The following is an 18,824-nucleotide window of genomic DNA, read 5'->3' on the forward strand; positions in this document are numbered from 1 at the left end:
GCTCTGATTTGGTTTGTTTTTTCCAATAAACATTCTAACCAAATTAACCTACGTATTTACGAGTAGGAGCTAGTTTCGTTCATGATAACTCGGACCCGTTCTCCCGCAGGAGTCTTCGCGCCTTCCACTCTAATCAACATAGGTAAAAACCGAATTTGACCTTTAATATTGCTAATCGAAAAAAGCTAGAACTTATACAAAGTCCTAGCAAAATTCGTTATTCAGTATGATCGATACTGATATTTTCCTCGTGCCTTTTCGAAAGGATTTTACTTTTTTTCCGGTTCTCTTTCGATTGAAAAATAATATCAAAGTCATAATCCTCTGGATATAGTTCATTTGCCGCAATATAAAGCGTTAGCCTTTTGTGGTTTACTGACACTTTCTCCCCTTTAATTTGAACTATATAATTCCCCTGGGAATCCGGCCCCTGATAAACGATACCAAATTCATTTGCAGGTGAAACCTTGACATTGTCACCCTGTTGATATTGAGGGATTTGCAATTCCGTTCTGGGGACTTTTTTTCGATTCTGATATTTATTGAAAATAATCTGCTTCTCAATTTCTTTAAGCTTCCAAGGATCTGTTATGGCAGTTGTATAAATTTTATCTTCCTTATAGGTAATTCTATGTGCCTCTTCAATTATTTTCGGATGAATGCCCAGCTTTAAAGCAATAGCAAACGCTTGGCTTTCCCCTCCCCTTCCAATATTTAAGCGATATGTTGGACTTAGTGTGTTTAAGTCAAACTCCATTGACCCATTAATAAAACCATCGTGCTTTTCAGCAAATTCCTTAATTTCACTATAATGAGTGGTTGCGAGGATGATAGCACCTTTTTCATAAAGAGTTGCCAAAATCGCTGTCGCTAGGCCCATTCCTTCTCCAGGATCTGTGCCAGAACCAAGTTCATCTAACAGCGCCAAGGTTCGGCTATTCGTCTCCTTAAGAATTTCGATAATATTTACGATTCTTGAACTAAAGGTGCTTAAATTTTCGGTAATGCTCTGCCCATCCCCAATATCTACTAAAATGCGTTCAAAGACACATAATTTACTTCCTTCCGATGCTGGGATATGGAGACCACATTGTACCATTAAGGTTAAGAGCCCTACAGTTTTAATGGTAACTGTTTTTCCACCGGTATTCGGACCTGTAATCACTAATGCTTTCTGATTTTGCGCTAACCTAAACGATAATGGTACTGCCTTGTCACCTAATAAAGGATGCCTTGCATCAATGATTTCAACCTCACCTAAATCATTTACTTCCACTTTGACCGCATTAATTGAGCGGCAATACTTGGCCTTGGCAAATAAAAAGTCATAATGCACCATGATTTCGACAGCAAGGCGGATTTGCTGCTCTTTTTCTTCGGCTAATCCAGTTAAGAAATACAATACCTTTTGCACTTCAATCTCCTCATCAGCTTGAAGCCATGTCAGCTGATCCTGATAAACGGCTATTTCTTCAGGTTCAATAAAAAGCGTGGAACCCGATGCCGATGTATCAAGCACGGTGCCTTTTATTTTATTACGGTATTCCTTCTTTATTGGAATTACATATCTTCCATTTCGCTGACTGATTACATTTTCCTGCAAATAGGTTTTGTATTTATTTGAGCGGATCAACTGCATGCTTTTTTCTTTAAGCCGCTCCTCGTGAATGGCCATTTGTTTTCTAATTTTTAGCAGCTCTTTTGTAGCATAGTCATCAACTCTTCCATTTCGGATGCAACGAATAATTTCGCTTGCCAAGTCTGGCAATTCATCAATTGCATCGACATAAGCTGAAACTCTTGGTGCATAAAATTCCTTATCCTTCATGTATTTTTTCATTTTGACGCAGCAATCTAAAAAATCATACAGCCTTGAAAGTTGATCAGGTCTTAAGGCTGTACCTTTATTCAGATTATTTAGAAGCTGTTCCATTCCATCCATCCCAGAAATGGGCACACTGGCACTCCTTTTTAAAATATGAACAGCCTCAGAAACTTCATCTAGCCAGGCTTCAATTTGGTTCTTATTAGTCGATGGTTCCAGCTTAAGAATCTGTTCTTTCCCTTCTTTTGTTAATGCATAATGTGCAATCGCTTCTTTTATTTGTTGAAATTCTAACGTATGAAAGGTGTGTTGATTCAATTTTTTTGCCTCCTTTGTAATAAAAAAAGCCGCAATGAACAATGTCATTGCGGCTGTAAAAAAACGAGTTTAAAACACTCATTTTTTCATACAAAATTTTATCCAAAATAAAAACTGTCTACACGAGTGTACACAGCATCATTGGTAAAAGATGTATGCGTATGTTTGCCCATTGTTCTTAACCTCATTCCAGCCATACTTAAATAAGCCTTTTCTGTTTATAAAAAAACAGACGAGCGTGGTGAAATGAAAATATCCAATTGATTGGATTAGTTAAGAACGACACCTAACATAAAACATACTCCCTCTAAAATAAAAATTTAAATTCAAGTAAAGAATACGATATTTGGAATTGATTGTCAACTACGATTCAGAAAAATGGGTTTTTGTTCACAAATTATCCATATCATTTTTCTGCGAACTTCTTTATCCTTTTAATAGGAGGGATTCGAAATGAAAAAGATTTATCTTATTTGCGGCCTAGCGCTGTTCCTTGGGATTTCTGCGGGAATATCGTTTTTCCTTATACGCGATGCAAATGCTAAAATTCCAGCAAATGTTACCTTAATTAACCAAAATAATGAAGACTATAATTTTGGTAAAGATAAAACGAAATTAAAGCTTGTTGAGTTTATCTATACCCATTGTCCTGATATCTGCCCAACTACAACGCAAAAAATGGTTGGCTTAAAAAATGATTTAGTAAAAAGCGGTGTATTTGGCAAGGAAATCGAATTCATCACCATCACAATAGACCCATATCGTGATACACCAGAAGTCTTAAAAGGTTATATGAATGGTTTCGAAATTAATAATAATGATAGCTGGCAGTTCTTAACTGGGGACAAGCAAAAAATAAAAGAAGAACAGCAAAAAATCAAGCAAGTCACGGGGGCATTGCAATTTCAATATAAAGACCCAGGGAATGGCCAATTCATTCATTCTACCTTTACCTACTTAGTAGATGAAAACAATAAATTTATTGAAAAATTTCCAATGGGAAAAGAATTTAATAAAAAAGAAGTTTACAACAAAATAATGGACGAAATTAAATAATAGACAGTGTTATTTGTCACCATTTATCTTGAAACGATGTTGATTGGAGCGGAAGGCGCGAGACTCCTGCGGGAGTACGGGGCTGGGGAGACCCCGCAGGCGCTTTAGCGCCGAGGAGGCTCCCCGGAACGCCCGCGGAAAGCGAAGCGCCTGGAGCGCAAATCAACAGCCAGATTTAAACACGGCCTTTTAATAAAAAAGCGGTTAATCCTGGAGGGATTAATCGCTTTTTATTACCTATTTTCCTATTTAATTCACGGATGAAGGAAATTTTTTAAGTTGCTGTAAAGATAAAAGGTAATTGGACTTTGGTTTTGTTAAACTCACTTTTATTCCTGCTTTTTTTAATTTGTTAACGAGATCAGTAAGCTGTTTTTTTGCCATACTTATCACCTTCTTTAATACTTCTTAAACCAATTCTACAACAAATTTATGAATAAAGTGTGAAATCGGGGAAAATTTTTTAGAAAATTTTTCTTTCACAACATTTCATTCCAATAGAATTCGCCCTCCCCTAATTTTAATGATATAATTAATAGATATTTTGTTTTGGAGGATGTTTTAATTATGATTACTGTAAGTAACGTAGGTTTGAGATATGGGGACCGGAAGTTATTTGAAGATGTGAATATTAAATTCACGCCTGGAAATTGCTATGGTTTAATCGGGGCAAATGGTGCAGGTAAATCTACTTTTATAAAAATTTTATCTGGTGAAATTGAAGCACAAACTGGTACTGTTACATTAGGCCCTAATGAACGGATGGCCGTTTTGAAACAGAACCATTTTGAATACGAAGAATTCGAAGTGTTAAAGACCGTTATTATGGGTCATACAAGACTTTACGAAGTTATGCAGGAAAAAGACGCCATTTATATGAAAGAAAACTTCACCGATGAAGACGGCATGAAAGCTGCTGAACTTGAAGGGGAATTTGCTGAATTAAACGGATGGGAAGCTGAACCAGAGGCTGCTATTCTTTTAAAAGGTCTCGGAATCGGCGAAGATCTTCATTATAAAAAAATGGCCGAGTTGACAGGGTCTGATAAAGTTAAGGTCTTGCTTGCACAGGCATTATTTGGCCGACCTGATGTCTTACTTTTGGACGAGCCGACCAACCATTTGGATATCAAAGCGATTCAATGGCTTGAAGATTTCTTAATTAACTTTGAAAACACCGTTATTGTCGTATCCCATGATCGTCATTTTCTAAATAAAGTATGTACCCATATTGCGGATTTGGACTTTAGTAAAATTCAAATCTATGTAGGGAACTATGACTTCTGGTATGAATCAAGCCAGTTAGCATCAAGAATGGCATCTGATGCCAATAAGAAAAAAGAAGAAAAAATTAAAGAACTTCAAAGCTTTATTGCCCGGTTTAGTGCAAATGCCTCTAAATCAAAGCAGGCTACATCCCGTAAAAAACTTTTAGACAAGATTACATTAGATGATATTAGGCCATCATCCCGCCGCTACCCATTCGTTGGGTTTACACCAGACCGTGAAATTGGGAATGATTTATTAAGGGTTGAGGGGTTAACAAAAACTATAGATGGTGTAAAGGTGCTTGATAATATCAGTTTCTTTATGAATAAAGGAGATAAAATAGCACTTGTTGGCACAAACGAAATCGCTAAAACAACGCTTTTCAAAATTTTAATGGGCGAAATGGAAGCGGACAGCGGAACTTTTAAGTGGGGTATCACAACATCACAAGCTTATTTTCCAAAGGATAACTCGGAGTATTTTGAAAACAGTGATTTAAATCTTGTTGATTGGCTTCGACAATTCTCTCCAAAGGATGACAGTGAAAGCTTTTTACGTGGATTCTTAGGAAGGATGCTATTCTCTGGTGAGGAAGTACTTAAAAAAGCAAGTGTCCTTTCTGGAGGAGAAAAAGTTCGCTGTATGCTTTCAAAAATGATGTTAAATGGAGCCAATGTCCTGCTATTAGATGAGCCGACAAACCATCTGGATTTGGAATCAATTACAGCACTTAACAATGGATTGATCAACTTTAAAGGGTCTATGCTGTTTGCTTCCCATGACCATCAGTTTATACAAACAATTGCAAATCGCATTTTTGAATTAACACCAAATGGCTTAGTTGATAAGCAAATGACTTATGATGAATACCTAGAAAACGATGAAATTCAGAAACAAGTAGCTGAAATGTATAAATAAAAATAAGAAGGCACCTTTCATGGTGCCTTCTATTTTTATTTACATTCTTTTCTGCTTTCTTCTAGAAGAAGGCTCTGCTCTTGAGCCAGTTTCAGTCGTTGTTGTTCCTTGCCCTTCCACCTGCGGTGAATTAAGCCCAATTGTAGAAGGATCTGCTTTCTTCTTACTTCGCTTACCCAATTGAAACACCTCCCATTTTAGCTTTTGGAAGATTATCGCAACTTATGCGGAATATTTCTTTGAAACTTAGACATGATAATTTACAGGAGGAGGTGTTTAGAATGGCAAAAGTTGGAGTTGAACAATCTCTTACAAATATTTCACAAGCTCTTCGGGAAAAAGGATATGATGTTGTGGATTTAAAGCAGGAGTCAGATGCTCAAAACTGTGATTGCTGTGTCGTTTCCGGCCTTGATTCTAACGTTATGGGAATGCAGGATACAACAACAAAAGCGTCTGTTATTGATGCGAACGGCTTGTCTGCTGATGAGGTATGCCAGCAAGTTGAAAGCAGACTGCAATAATTTTTTTAAAGACTAAAGGGTACAACTTTAGTCTTTTTTCTTACACTTCTTTTTTCGCCTGTATATTAACCCGCGGGCTCTTTTCAGTTGATGTTTTCTTTATTTCACCCTGCTCCTCTCCTCTTTCTTCGTCGGTTAACGCTGGAGTAAATTCACTTCCATATGTAGCCCCTATATTTAGTTTTCCTTTTAACTCTTTGATTCCGAGTTGTCCAAAATTATTATTTAACTCATATTTATCTAAAATGATTTTTTCTATATTTATTTTTTCAATAATAATAGGCGCTTCTTGACTTTTTCCTTTTGCTTCAGCTGGAATTTGTTCTTGAATTGTTTGCAGCGATTTTTTCAATTCTTCCAAATTCATTTCTAAAAAGAGCAATTTTCTCTTTAATTCCTTTTCGTAATCATTTTTACCGAATTTATGGAATAAATCTTTTAATGACATACTCACAAACGCTCCCTTACTTCCTGCCTTACTCTCAAGTATATGGGGAAATTACCTTAACATGTCCAAAGGAAAAAGGAGGAAGCAAAAAATGTTCTATATTCCAACAGTAGGTAATCTTGGGATCATAAAAATCAATGGAGTTGGTCTAGGTTCAACCTTTACCATCGGAAGTGCACAATTAATATCGCGGAAGAATACGAACAAGAAAAACCAAGGTTTCGGGCAGCAATCTGCTGACTTTTCAACCATATCCTTACCAATCCAAACAGTTGAGGATGCTGATCTTCTAGACGCCATTGTCATTAACGGCTAGTCTATTGGTATGATTTCACCTTTTTCAACGATTCGCTGATAACTTACGAATAATAAACCATTCCAAAATTTAGCACTTAGTTGATTAGGGGCAATGGTATCTGGCAAGGTAATCTGCCGAAGAAATTCACCATAAAACCTTTCCGTATAGCTCTTTTTCAAGTGCGGATGAAGTGCTGGAGCAGTTCCTTTTATAGTTAATATATTCCCGTTAAGCCCTAATTCAATATTCTCTTTCGCGACACCAGGAAGTTCGATCAAGACAATAACTTCACTTTCACTTTCTAAAATATCAATGATAGGAAAGGTGCGCACCTTTTCCTCCTGTCCCGTTTTCCTATTTACTCCATCACTTGGGGAATTAAATTGCTGGTCGTTCATCATGAATTGTTTTGTAAATTCCTGGTCAAAAATATTGGTCCAGAAATCCCCACCATGCATATTCTTGGCAAGCTCCATCCATTGTTTCAATTTATCCATTTCCATCTATCCACACCCCCTTCATGCTTATTTTCATCATACTATTTATCTTTGGAATTTAATCCAACTTTTCTTTATACCTCATAAAGATTTTGGAACCGCATATATTTATAAGCAAGTAAAAGGAGGGGATTAAAATGCCGGCTCCAGTTCCGTATATTAATATAAATATATTCATGATTAAAATTAATTCCTTTGAAAATGCTTCTGCTGTAAATATTGGGCAAAACCTTTTAGCCGAGTGGCATAATTCTGATAAAAAAAATCAGGGCTTCGGACAAAATTTTGGTGATCGCAGTGATTTTGTGGCAACTAGAAGTTTTGTGGATGATAAGGATCAAATTGACTCCCCAACCTCCTTCGACTCTCAACCAATCAATAGTGTAAAGGAGTGATCGTTCTTGTTATTTGCCCCAATGGTTGTTAATTTACTTGGTTTCAAAGTTAATATTATTGATCAAGGGTCTAATCTCATCATGGGTCCCAATCAACAGTTCGATTTATTTGTTTCTACAAAACGGAATCAGGGATTTGGAGAATTAAACGGGGACCTTTCGCCGGTCAATATTCCAATTCAGGCCGTTACAGACCAGGATGTCATTGATAGTGCCTCTGCAAAGAACAGTGTCGTTTAAACCATGAATCAAAAACTGCCTCCAGGCAGTTTTTTTGTTATAATGGTTAAGAGCATAAAGTATTGGATGGATAAACTTGATACATAATGAATTTTGGCCTCCTATTTTATTGTCACTTAAAGTGGCTTCCCTTTCTGTTATTTTAGTATTTATTTCCGGTACCCTTATTGGAAGACTGTTAACTAAAACTCATTTCAAAGGAAAAGTAGTTGTAGAGACTTTTCTGTTACTGCCAATTGTTTTGCCGCCTACCGTTATTGGCTTTTTATTAATTTATTTCTTCGGCAGGAATAGTCCTGTCGGTATATTGATTGAAGAATTATTTCAAAGCACCATCATGTTTACCCCTTGGGCTGCGGTTCTTGCCTCAACGATTGTCGCCTTTCCGCTAATGTATCAAACGGTAAAAACAGGTTTCCTATCTGTTGATAAAGATATTGAAGAAGCCGCACGGGTCGATGGAGCGAACGAATGGAATGTCTTTTTACTCGTCAGCGTTCCTTTATCAATTAAATCAATCATTACCGGCATCATATTAAGCTTTGCAAGGGCACTTGGAGAATTTGGGGCAACGTTAATGTTTGCTGGTAATATTCCTGGTAAAACACAAACCGCCCCTACAGCTATATATATTGCCATGGAATCTGGAAACATGAAATTAGCCTGGTTTTTAGTCATTGCAATGGTGTTGCTCTCCTTTTTTATGTTATTAGCCACAAACGTTAATCCAAAATAAAGCGATGGAGAAGAATACTCTCCATCGCTTTATTTTGGATTTATCATTTTTCTTGATTTTTTTCGCATGCCAATATATAGGACAGCAATTCCAAGTATTATTACCCCCATAATAGCGTTAAGCTCCGTTAGTTGCTTATTGTGTGCTTTTTGAGCTTTTGTGGACGGCGCAGCAAGTTCGGTTTTCTTTGGAACTGTTTGTGGCTCTTTATAATGAAGAGGAATCTCCTGAACCATTTGACCCTTTGTATTTTTTATCAACAAAATTCCCTTTGGAGCCACTTCCTTTGTTGCCCCATTTATCTCTTCTGTAATGACAGTATCTTTATCCAGATAATATTGTTTCTGATCTTTTTGATAGATTTCACCTTGTTTGAGAATAGCATTTTGAAAGTGACTAAAACCATAATCAAACAAAGCAGCAGTATCTTTATATTTATCAATTTTATACTCTGATTTCATAACGACAGCCGTTAATTTAATTTTGCCATTATCTGCGGTTGTGGACAAGGTCTGCCTGGATTCAGTAGTAAATCCTGTTTTCCCGCCCGTAATCCCTGGATAAGGAAGTTCCCCTTTTAGCATGCGGTGATGTGTAACGAGCTTGGTGCTCCAAGATTGTCCCACCCACATGAGTTCTTTTGTGCCAAATATTTCTTTAAATATTGGGTTTTTCATCGCATAATTTGTGATGAGTGCCATATCCATTGCTGTTGTGTAATGATTCTCGTCAAACAATCCATTGGGATTCGTAAAATGTGTATTTTTTACTCCGATAGTGGTATTTAAATATTGATTCATATTTTCTGCAAAATGTTCCACACTTCCATCTAAATGTTCCGCAATGGCAACAGCTGCATCATTTCCGGAGTTAATCAGCATTCCTTGAATAAGCTTTTTTAAAGGGACCTGCTCCCCCTCAACCAGATAGACCCTTGTCCCATCTTGTCTTACTGCATTAGCGCTGACCGTTGCAATACTGTTTAAATCCCCTTTTTCAATCGCATAGATAGCTGTTGCGATTTTAGTAATGCTTGCAGGATACATTTTTTGATCCGCATTTTTTGCAAATAAAACGGCACCTGTCTCAGAATCCAACAGGCAGGCAGCCTCACTTTTAAGTTCTAATGAAGGTTTCTCTGCTGCAAGGGCTTTCATTTGCCAAGATAGTGCCACAAGGAAAATTATGAAATAAGTAAATAATTTCTTCAATACAAAACACCCTATCTTTAACTATTTCCTATTTGATTTTAACAGATATTTTTTAGAAAAAAATAGTATTTTCAAAAAATTGTTATAAAAAAAACCTGTCCGTAATCGTAACAGGTCAAAAATTGGTTAAGCTCTTTTTTTCGATATTAGTAAAGTAATTTGGGCCATTATTAAAGGTAGAGAGGCTTTTCTTCGATATGCTAAATATTTCGGTTCCCAAACATTTGTATACTTTTCTTTGAACTTTCTTAGGTCTTGAAAATGATAAATAAAGTGGCCGTGCAGGAAAATTTGGGCCGCTATTTTCTCACTTAAAAATGCAAACTTCGATAAGCCTACATTAGCAAGAGGCGCCATTCCCATATTAAAGCGGTGATACCCCTGTTCTTTAGCCCAATCTATTAAAGATAGGAACAGAAAATCAATAATTCCAGGTTCTACCTCTGGCTTAAATCTCATTAAATCCACTGATATGGTCTCAGCGTCATCATAAACATACATGATGCTCATAAAGCCTAGTATTTGTTTATTTTCATCACGTACAATCCCGATTGGTGCCCGATTTAAATAATCTTCATCAAAGAAACCAAGGGAAAATCCCTTCTCAGTTCTCCCTTGAAGCCAATCATTTGATATTTCTCTTAATTCTGCAAATAGTTCATTAGAAAAAGGCGGCTGCAGTAATTCAAAGGAGTATTGGCCGCGATTGAATTTACTTCTAAGAGCTCGCAGCCCTTTCATTTTACTCCCTGAAAGCGAGAAGTTTTTCAAATCGATGAAGGCTTCTTCCCCTAATTTAAAGAAGGCAAATCCGTGGCCATGAAGAAAGGGAAGCATCTCGTCACTTACTTGATAGAAAACAGGCGTAAATCCATGGAGATCCGCTATTTCCTGGAATTCTTCTATCGCACTCGATAATTCACTCTTTTCACCTATTGGATCCCCTAGTACTACTAACTTATCAGCATATTTTTGAAATGGGATTAAAACATTTCTATGTTTATTCCAAAAGATGTATTTATCATGTAAGAAGATTAGGTGAGTTAAAACTTTTCCATGATACTTCGTCAAATGACGATTGATTTCATCTTCAAAATCAAATGACCTATCCAATTTCCATTTCTTCGGCAAGCTAATGAAATAGCCGGAGATAAGTATTAATAACGCAATAACAAGGCCGATACTCGCACTCTTAAATAAATCACGGTAATCGAGAATCACATACGGCAAAAATTTTGTCGGAATGGCTAATTTCGCCTCAGGTAAATTTAGATAACCAATAATGAGATACGTTGAGGTGATAATTAATATGATAGTCATATCAAAAATCGTTTTTCCCCAAGTCAGCACATAACTCTCACGGTAAAATTGATCTTTAGAGAATCTTAGTAACAGGGCTACAATAATTAAAAAGATAGCTTCCTCATAATCAATTCCTTTAAAAATGGAGAAAAGTGCCGCAAGAATCAACGCAAACATCGTCAAATCGTAAGTCCGCTTCACACTGTATTCGATTCCGCGAGACAATCCTAAAAGTAAAAATCCTGCTGCAACAGAAAGCTGATGAGATACATTTATAATCGGAAAAGATAGCAGCTCCTGAGCAATTCTTAACCGGGACATAATGCCAGGTACACTAGCTGACAATAACAAAATTAACCCGGATAAAAATACGAGAATTGTCAGGATAATATGACTTAGACCTTGAATAATAGCCTTAGGTAAATAATTCCAGGATTTGTTCCACTTTTTCCAATATAGCTTTACAAAAAAGATCAAACTGGTGAAAAATGGGATGAAATAATAACCAGTTCGATAAAAAAGCAGTAACACCAAGATTTTCTCTTCAGGGATATGTAATTCTTGCATTCCCCACAAAAAAACCAAATCAAATGAGCCAAGTCCCCCAGGAATCATACTTATGATACCTGCACAGGCTGCCACAATATAAACCGGAAAAAGCTGTTCAAAGGAAATAGCAATCCCCAATACATTACATAAAACATATATCGCTATAAATACAGCTAACCATTCAACGATCGAGATGATGACAAGTTCAGCTGCTATTTTGTTAGTAAATTGGGACTGATGGTCCTTTTTAGATTTTAAAATATGTATAAATAAAAAAATCGGTAGATATAAACCAACGCCCCATACAGCAAAATAAAGCCATTTTGTATCAATAAACAATGGAAAATGATGATATCCAAGTGCTACAATCCATGAAAGAAACGAGATTCCCGTTAAATAAAATAGGGAAACGGTAGCGATGACACCTAAAAGCCGCCGTTTATCATGCTCAAACTTATGAAAAAAATAAGTTCTTAACATGGCCCCGACCAATCCGCCAAAACCTATTAAATTTGAAAAAGAATTGGCAATAAAGGATTGTTCTAACAGCTCCCTTTTGGGAACTTTTATTTGTAAAATCCTTACAAGGACAACATCATACAAAAGCATCGGCAGAACAGCACAGAAAGTAACTGCTAAAATTAATAATAATGAGAAAATATTGAGTTGATTAAGCTCATTTTTTAATAATTGTAAATTTAGATCCCCAGTAAATTTTTTCATTTCAACTATGGCGAAAATTAACAAAAATAACGGGAATATAAACTTTACTACTTTTAATATTTTTTCTTTTTTAATCCCCAACAAAATAACCACCTATTTTTTCATCCTAAATTAACTATAAACTTTTCGATAGGAAAAATAAAAGAAAATTAATTCTAACTACCTACATTGTTGACAGTTTACTTAGCGTTCAACCGTCAATAAAACAATCTAATATTGTAAAAAAGAGACAAGTTTACATACCTCCTCGGCATAAGTATTAAATAGGACAAATTATCGGGGGGGTTTTTAGATGAAATTTTTAGTGTTAAAGAAAGAAACACTTCTATTTTTCCTGGCAGTGGGTGTCGTTCTAGCCACCATCTCTGCTTGGTTTATGTTAAAAGCAGGCGACGTGACTGTTTTTAATCAACAAGCGAATAAAAATATTCGAGAAATTCATATGGTCACGGGAGAATTTAAATCTACGTTGAAGAATGGTAAAGAAATTGAGGCTTACCGTTGGGATCCCGGCACCATTTCTTTAGAAAAAGGTGAAAAGGTTAAATTATATATCAGTGGAATAAACGGCGCAGCACATCCCTTTTATATTGAGGGAACAAAAATCAAGGGAACAGTGAAAAAAGGCGAGGAAACAGTGGTTACCCTTCAATTTAAAAAAGAAGGGACATATAGGCTAATTTGTGAAACCCACTCCGACCGGTCACATAATGGGCCGATGATAGCTTATATAGTCGTCGATTAGGACAGGAGTCTTTCTCCTGTTTTTTTGTGCTGTTTTATTCATTTCCCCTATAAATATGTTGGTAATATTGACTTTCTCATGTATAACAGTTAAATATTCATGGGATTTTTTTATAGTACAGAACCCTTCGTTGTTCATAATTCGTTCAAACTTATCCCAGAAAACCCCCTAAAAATATAGATTTCACAATTTCTTAACATATGCTCATTGTTACACAAATCTACGCTGTTATACTTAAGATATAAATAGCAATTCAAACTGTTATATAAAATTACGAATTTAATTTAGAGGTGAAAAACAATGGAACAATGGAAAGGATTCACAAAAGGAGTTTGGACAAAAGAAGTAAATGTTCGGGATTTCATTTTGAAGAACTACACTCAATATGAAGGAAATGATTCCTTTTTAACTGGAGCAACAGAATCAACTAAACAATTATGGGCCCAGGTTATGGAACTTACAAAGCAGGAACGGGAAAACGGCGGCGTTCTTGAGATGGATACCGAAACCGTTTCTTCTATTACCTCGCACGGACCCGGTTACTTGGATGAAGAACTTGAAAAGGTAGTTGGTGTTCAAACAGATAAACCATTCAATCGTTCCATGCAGCCTTTTGGAGGAATTCGTATGGCAAAAGCAGCCTGCGAAGCTTACGGATATCAATTAAATCCTGAAATTGAAAGAATCTTTACTGAATTCCGTAAAACACATAATCAAGGTGTATTTGATGCTTATACAGATGAAATGATGCTTGCCCGTAAAGCTGCCATTATCACAGGTCTGCCAGATGCTTATGGCCGAGGACGCATTATTGGTGACTATCGCCGTGTTGCCTTATATGGTATTGATTTTTTAATAGAGGAAAAGAAAAAGGATCAACAGAATACCAGTAAGGTAATGACAGAAGACAATATCCGGCTGCGTGAAGAAATCGCGGAACAAATTCGTGCTCTCAAAGAATTAAAAGAGCTTGGAACTTCCTACGGATTTGATATATCCAATCCTGCCCAAAATGCACAAGAGGCTTTTCAATGGTTATATTTAGGATATTTAGCTGCCATTAAGGAACAAAATGGTGCAGCAATGAGCCTTGGCCGTGTTTCTTCCTTCTTAGATATTTATGTTGAAAGAGATTTACAAAATGGAACCTTAACAGAGGAAGAGGTCCAGGAACTAGTTGACCACTTTGTTATGAAGCTCCGACTTGTTAAATTTGCTCGGACTCCTGATTATAATGAATTGTTTAGCGGCGACCCAACATGGGTAACCGAATCTATTGGAGGAATGGCGCAAGACGGACGTTCATTAGTAACGAAAAATTCTTTCCGCTTCCTTCATACCTTGGACAATTTAGGACCAGCGCCAGAACCAAACTTAACGGTTTTATGGTCACCGCAGCTTCCTGAAAACTTTAAACAATATTGTGCGAAAATGTCGATTAAGACCAGCTCTATACAATATGAAAATGACGACATTATGCGCCCGGAATACGGCGATGACTACGGAATTGCCTGCTGTGTGTCTGCGATGAAAATTGGCAAACAAATGCAGTTCTTTGGAGCACGTGCCAACCTAGCGAAAGCACTGCTCTACTCCATTAATGGCGGTGTCGATGAAAAACTTAAAATTCAAGTTGGGCCTGAGTATCAGCCAATTACCTCAGAAATCTTAAGTTATGACGAAGTAATGAATAAATTTGATTTAATAATGGAATGGCTTGCAGGACTTTATATAAATACTTTGAATGTCATCCACTATATGCATGATAAATACAGCTATGAAAGAATAGAAATGGCCTTGCATGATACTGAAATAATAAGAACAATGGCAACTGGTATCGCTGGGTTAAGTGTAGTTGCAGATTCCCTGAGCGCCATAAAATATGGCGAAGTGAAGGTTATCCGGGATGAAAAGGGGATAGCTGTTGATTTTGAATCTTCCGGTGACTTCCCTAAATATGGGAACAACGATGATCGGGTAGACAGTATTGCTGTAGAAATCGTGGAGCGATTTATGAAAAAGCTTCAAAAACATCAAACTTATCGCAATTCTGTGCATACCATGTCTATTTTGACGATTACATCTAACGTGGTTTACGGCAAGAAAACGGGAAATACACCTGATGGCCGCCGTGCGGGGGAACCATTTGCACCTGGTGCAAACCCGATGCATGGACGTGATACAAAAGGTACATTAGCTTCCCTGTCTTCCGTTGCCAAACTTCCATATAGCTATGCAATGGATGGGATATCTAATACCTTCTCCATCGTACCAAAAGCATTAGGAAAAGAAGAAAATAACCAGATTCGTAATTTAGTTTCCATCTTAGATGGCTATGCAATGAAAACTGGTCACCATCTTAACGTGAACGTCTTTAATAGAGAAACACTTTTAGATGCAATGGAACATCCAGAACTATATCCGCAATTAACCATCCGTGTGTCTGGTTATGCTGTAAACTTTATTAAATTGACAAAAGAACAACAGCTGGATGTAATTAACCGTACTTTTCACGAATCTTTATAATTAAAATTATTGGGGGCTCTTTTTAGTAGAGCTCCTGCTTTCAAACGAAAGGGGAACATCTTCATGATTGGAAATATTCATTCTATAGAAACACTTGGAACAGTCGACGGACCAGGGATACGTTATGTTGTTTTTACACAGGGCTGCCTTTTGCGGTGCCAGTTTTGTCATAACGCTGATACTTGGGAAATCGGTACCGGTAAGCAAATGACCGTTTCCGAAATCATGGATGATTTGATGAGTTATCTCCCTTTCCTTCAAGCCTCTGGAGGCGGTATAACAGTTAGCGGCGGGGAACCATTGTTACAGATTCCTTTTCTTATCGAATTATTTAAGGAATGCAAAAAGAAAGGGATTCACACCACCATCGATTCCTCTGGCGGCTGTTTCTCTCATTCTAAGCTTTTTATTGGACAGCTTGAAGAATTATTACAATATACGGATCTCATTTTATTGGATTTAAAACATATCAACCGAAAAAAACATATCCAATTAACTGGAATGGCAAATGATCACATTCTTGAATTTGCAACATTTTTATCCAGCCGCAATGTACCAATCTGGGTAAGACATGTCCTAGTTCCAACAGTTACGGATGACGAGGAAGATTTACAAAAGTTAGGAGAATTCATCGGTACACTAGAAAATGTCCAAAAAATTGAAATTCTCCCATATCATAAACTCGGTGTTTACAAATGGGAAGCTCTGGGACATGAATATCCATTAAAACATGTTGACCCGCCAACAGAGGAAAAAGTAGATTTTACCTATCAAAAGTTAACAGCCCATTGGAATTAAAAAGCGGAACAATTCCGCTTTTTCTGTTTTTTAAGGCTCTTTTCGTAAACTTTGTTACTTGTAGAACTTATTAAGGGTCATTTACTAAGTTTCTAGGCAATTTTCGCAAATGTCATTACGAAAAGATGCCAGATTCAAGTTAAACGGGTTGAACCTATACGAAAAAAATCAACCTTTGCGAAAATAGCCTTTTTAAAAGGATATTAGCAATCTCTTCTTCTTTTGGAATTTTAGCAAGGATTAAATTGATTATTTAACTATTCTCCTATATACTCTTATCATTGGCTGTTTATGCGAGGTGAAAATTTTTGTTCCAATTACTGATCGATCATTCAGATATAAATGCCTTAACGGCTCTATATGTCAGCATTTATTTAGGAATGATGCTGAAATACCTATGGGCTTGGGGAGTGGAATATTCCTTTATTGGCTCGCAGACAAATCCTGCAAATACAAAAATTATTCACCCGTGGTTTTTATATAAGAAAAAAAGCCGTTTAAATGGAAGTTTTATTCTAATTAGAATTGTTAAATATATTCGTAGAAAAGAATGTTCTCAGGACGATTCCGAGGAACCTATTTCCTTCCTTTTTACCTAATATACTAAATCACATTTTTAGGAGGAAATATGAAAATAAAACGTTCTTCACTTATTCTTATAGCTTTATTATCCTTAACAACGCTAATTTTATCTGCCTGTTCATCACAAACTCAAAGTGGTAATAACAATGGATTTTTCCACACTTATTTTGTAAACCCATTTTCGACTATTATTCACTCAGTGGCAGATTTTTTTGGCGGGAATTATGGCTTAGCGATCATTCTTGTTACCCTTATTATCAGACTTGTATTAATGCCATTAATGTTACGACAATATAAAAATCAGATGAAAATGAAGGAAAAAATGGATGTCTTAAAGCCTGAAATGGACGCCATTCAAAAGAAAATGAAGGCTGAAAAGGATCCAAAGAAAAAACAAGAGCTGCAGGCTGAAATGATGGGGCTTTATCAAAAGCATGGCGTTAACCCATTAAATATGGGATGCTTGCCAATCCTCATTCAAATGCCGATTTTGACAGGCTTTTATTATGCAATCCGGGGTTCAAAGGAAATTGCCCACCATAAATTTTTATGGTTTAGTCTTGGACACCCTGATATTGTTATTACTATCATCGCCGGGCTTATATATTACTTCCAGTTTAAAGTTTCACAATCCAATATGCCGTCAGCCCAGCAGGAGCAAATGAAGTACATGGGGTTATTATCACCGTTAATGATCGTTATGTTTTCCTTTAGTGCACCGGCCGCACTTCCCCTTTATTGGGTAGTAGGCGGTACATTCCTAATCGTACAAACAATGATTAGCCGTAGTCTGTATCAATCGAAAAAAACGACGGAAGTTACTGTGAAACAAAAATAATGATCCGAAAAAAGAAGCATTGGTTTCCGATGCTTCTTTTTTAATCCTTTTTGTCCTTAAGGATAGTTTCTTTCCATTTTGGAATGCTATTCTTGTTCAACTAAGACAAAGGGGTGCTAAAATTAATGAAAAAAGGTTTATTCTTAACATCTACCTTAATTTTTAGTCTTTATTTAACTGGTTGTGCAAACAAAAATGTGAATGACGATGTTGCCAACCGGAGCAGAAATGATATCGAACCTGCACGGGTTAATTATCATAACCCGAATCATGGCGGCCCAGCAATCACTGGCGTGGATACCAGTGACACTGAACTTGACCGAAAAATGAATCGTACCAACATTCGAAATGTCCGTAACAATGTTGGGAATAACGATTCGAAAATGAGGATTGCTGATAAAGCGGCTGATAAGGTAACCAGCCTGTCTGAGGTTGACAGTGCCAATATCATTGTTACAGATAATAATGCCTTTGTTGCCGCAAAACTTGACAAATCAGCTCGCAATAAGTTAACCGGTGCTATCGAAAATAAAATATCGCGAAAAGTAAAATCTGCTGACCCAAATATTGACAATGTTTATGTATCGGTTAATCCTGACTTTTATGATCGGATGAACACCTATGCCAATGATATTCGGAATGGAAGACCCATTTCTGGTTTAGTCGATGAATTCTCCAAAACGATTCGCCGTGTTTTTCCTGATGCTCGATAATATAAGAAAAAGGACTGCAGGCAATGCCTTACAGTCCTTTTTCTTATGCATCTTGAAAATACTCTTTGTAAAAACCGCCAACTTTACCGGAATTATCAATAATGTAATAAAACTCTTCTGTTTCATTTTTTACATCGTAGATTTTCCCTGCAGTTAACGCGTTATGAACGAGGTATTTTTTTGCATCCGTATGAACACACTTCACTTTTTTTACTGTTTCACGATCACGCCAAGATAAATGGATCATTGCTGCCACCGTCCCTATTAGTCATTGTCCATTTTCTAGTATAATCAAAAGGGATTGTATAGTGCA

20 protein-coding genes are annotated in these 18,824 nt (G+C 36.6%); 13 read left to right on the forward strand and 7 right to left on the reverse strand.

What is annotated here, in order from left to right; genetic code table 11:
- Positions 1-217: 217 nt before the first annotated feature.
- Positions 218-2,143, reverse strand: a complete 1,926-nt coding sequence (locus tag PH210_RS24365; protein WP_289988976.1) for an endonuclease MutS2 — start codon at positions 2,141-2,143, stop codon at positions 218-220.
- A 453-nt stretch (positions 2,144-2,596) separates the two neighbouring features.
- Here PH210_RS24365 and PH210_RS24370 point away from each other — a divergent pair, with 453 nt between their 5' ends.
- Together PH210_RS24370 and PH210_RS24375 are read left to right on the forward strand one after the other, a co-directional pair.
- Complete coding sequence (locus tag PH210_RS24370; protein WP_289988977.1) at positions 2,597-3,199, forward strand: SCO family protein; 603 nt, start codon at positions 2,597-2,599, stop codon at positions 3,197-3,199.
- A gap of 567 nt (positions 3,200-3,766) precedes the next feature.
- Positions 3,767-5,386, forward strand: a complete 1,620-nt coding sequence (locus PH210_RS24375; RefSeq protein ID WP_289988978.1) for an ABC-F family ATP-binding cassette domain-containing protein — start codon at positions 3,767-3,769, stop codon at positions 5,384-5,386.
- 39 nt (positions 5,387-5,425) lie between these two features.
- Here PH210_RS24375 and PH210_RS24380 read toward each other — a convergent pair whose 3' ends face one another.
- Positions 5,426-5,566, reverse strand: a complete 141-nt coding sequence (locus PH210_RS24380) for a YuzL family protein (protein WP_289988979.1) — start codon at positions 5,564-5,566, stop codon at positions 5,426-5,428.
- 101 nt (positions 5,567-5,667) lie between these two features.
- Here PH210_RS24380 and PH210_RS24385 point away from each other — a divergent pair, with 101 nt between their 5' ends.
- Positions 5,668-5,910, forward strand: coding sequence for a YkuS family protein (locus tag PH210_RS24385; protein WP_223595446.1), 243 nt, complete (start codon positions 5,668-5,670; stop codon positions 5,908-5,910).
- Between the two features lie 40 nt (positions 5,911-5,950).
- Here PH210_RS24385 and PH210_RS24390 read toward each other — a convergent pair whose 3' ends face one another.
- Positions 5,951-6,358 (reverse strand): hypothetical protein, encoded by a 408-nt coding sequence (locus PH210_RS24390; RefSeq protein WP_289988980.1) that lies wholly within the window; start codon positions 6,356-6,358, stop codon positions 5,951-5,953.
- Between the two features lie 91 nt (positions 6,359-6,449).
- Between PH210_RS24390 and PH210_RS24395 the strand changes: the two genes are divergently transcribed.
- Positions 6,450-6,674, forward strand: coding sequence for a hypothetical protein (locus PH210_RS24395; protein ID WP_289988981.1), 225 nt, complete (start codon positions 6,450-6,452; stop codon positions 6,672-6,674).
- Here PH210_RS24395 and PH210_RS24400 read toward each other — a convergent pair.
- Entirely contained in the window at positions 6,671-7,159 is a 489-nt protein-coding gene (locus tag PH210_RS24400; RefSeq protein WP_289988982.1) for an Hsp20/alpha crystallin family protein, read from the reverse strand. The two genes, PH210_RS24395 and PH210_RS24400, sit on opposite strands and share 4 nt — an antisense overlap.
- A 131-nt stretch (positions 7,160-7,290) precedes the next feature.
- On the opposite strand from PH210_RS24400, the gene PH210_RS24405 reads away from it, so the two are divergent.
- From PH210_RS24405 to modB, 3 genes are all read left to right on the forward strand, one after another.
- A complete protein-coding gene (locus PH210_RS24405; RefSeq protein ID WP_289988983.1) occupies positions 7,291-7,548 on the forward strand; it encodes a hypothetical protein in 258 nt (85 codons plus the stop codon).
- A 6-nt stretch (positions 7,549-7,554) separates the two neighbouring features.
- The gene (locus tag PH210_RS24410) at positions 7,555-7,788 is read left to right on the forward strand and encodes a hypothetical protein (protein WP_289988984.1); all 234 of its coding nucleotides are present in this window, start codon (positions 7,555-7,557) and stop codon (positions 7,786-7,788) included.
- 79 nt (positions 7,789-7,867) lie between these two features.
- Positions 7,868-8,524: a molybdate ABC transporter permease subunit gene (gene modB, locus PH210_RS24415; protein WP_289989059.1), complete on the forward strand. Its 657-nt coding sequence runs from the start codon at positions 7,868-7,870 to the stop codon at positions 8,522-8,524.
- 29 nt (positions 8,525-8,553) lie between these two features.
- Here the strand turns inward: modB and PH210_RS24420 are convergent, their stop codons facing one another.
- Together PH210_RS24420 and mprF are read right to left on the reverse strand one after the other, a co-directional pair.
- Positions 8,554-9,735: a D-alanyl-D-alanine carboxypeptidase family protein gene (locus PH210_RS24420; RefSeq protein WP_289988985.1), complete on the reverse strand. Its 1,182-nt coding sequence runs from the start codon at positions 9,733-9,735 to the stop codon at positions 8,554-8,556.
- A gap of 126 nt (positions 9,736-9,861) precedes the next feature.
- Positions 9,862-12,390, reverse strand: a complete 2,529-nt coding sequence (gene mprF / locus PH210_RS24425; protein ID WP_289988986.1) for a bifunctional lysylphosphatidylglycerol flippase/synthetase MprF — start codon at positions 12,388-12,390, stop codon at positions 9,862-9,864.
- 211 nt (positions 12,391-12,601) lie between these two features.
- Here mprF and PH210_RS24430 point away from each other — a divergent pair, with 211 nt between their 5' ends.
- The 6 genes from PH210_RS24430 (at position 12,602) to PH210_RS24455 (ending at position 18,511) form a co-directional block, all read left to right on the forward strand.
- Positions 12,602-13,054 (forward strand): cupredoxin domain-containing protein, encoded by a 453-nt coding sequence (locus tag PH210_RS24430; RefSeq protein WP_289988987.1) that lies wholly within the window; start codon positions 12,602-12,604, stop codon positions 13,052-13,054.
- Positions 13,055-13,354: 300 nt separating this feature from the next.
- On the forward strand, positions 13,355-15,580 hold the full coding sequence (pflB, locus tag PH210_RS24435) for a formate C-acetyltransferase (protein WP_289988988.1): 2,226 nt from the start codon (positions 13,355-13,357) through the stop codon (positions 15,578-15,580).
- Between the two features lie 63 nt (positions 15,581-15,643).
- The gene (gene pflA / locus PH210_RS24440; RefSeq protein ID WP_289988989.1) at positions 15,644-16,378 is read left to right on the forward strand and encodes a pyruvate formate-lyase-activating protein; all 735 of its coding nucleotides are present in this window, start codon (positions 15,644-15,646) and stop codon (positions 16,376-16,378) included.
- A 308-nt stretch (positions 16,379-16,686) separates the two neighbouring features.
- Positions 16,687-16,977 (forward strand): hypothetical protein, encoded by a 291-nt coding sequence (locus PH210_RS24445; protein WP_289988990.1) that lies wholly within the window; start codon positions 16,687-16,689, stop codon positions 16,975-16,977.
- A 29-nt stretch (positions 16,978-17,006) separates the two neighbouring features.
- Positions 17,007-17,798: a membrane protein insertase YidC gene (gene yidC, locus PH210_RS24450; RefSeq protein ID WP_289988991.1), complete on the forward strand. Its 792-nt coding sequence runs from the start codon at positions 17,007-17,009 to the stop codon at positions 17,796-17,798.
- A 125-nt stretch (positions 17,799-17,923) separates the two neighbouring features.
- A complete protein-coding gene (locus PH210_RS24455) occupies positions 17,924-18,511 on the forward strand; it encodes a YhcN/YlaJ family sporulation lipoprotein (RefSeq protein ID WP_289988992.1) in 588 nt (195 codons plus the stop codon).
- 43 nt (positions 18,512-18,554) lie between these two features.
- Here the strand turns inward: PH210_RS24455 and PH210_RS24460 are convergent, their stop codons facing one another.
- Positions 18,555-18,758: a DUF6501 family protein gene (locus PH210_RS24460; RefSeq protein WP_289988993.1), complete on the reverse strand. Its 204-nt coding sequence runs from the start codon at positions 18,756-18,758 to the stop codon at positions 18,555-18,557.
- Positions 18,759-18,824: the final 66 nt, after the last annotated feature.

The sequence above is a fragment of the Paenibacillus sp. BSR1-1 genome, assembly GCF_030403775.1.
In the GTDB taxonomy this organism is placed as follows: domain Bacteria; phylum Bacillota; class Bacilli; order Bacillales; family Cytobacillaceae; genus Neobacillus.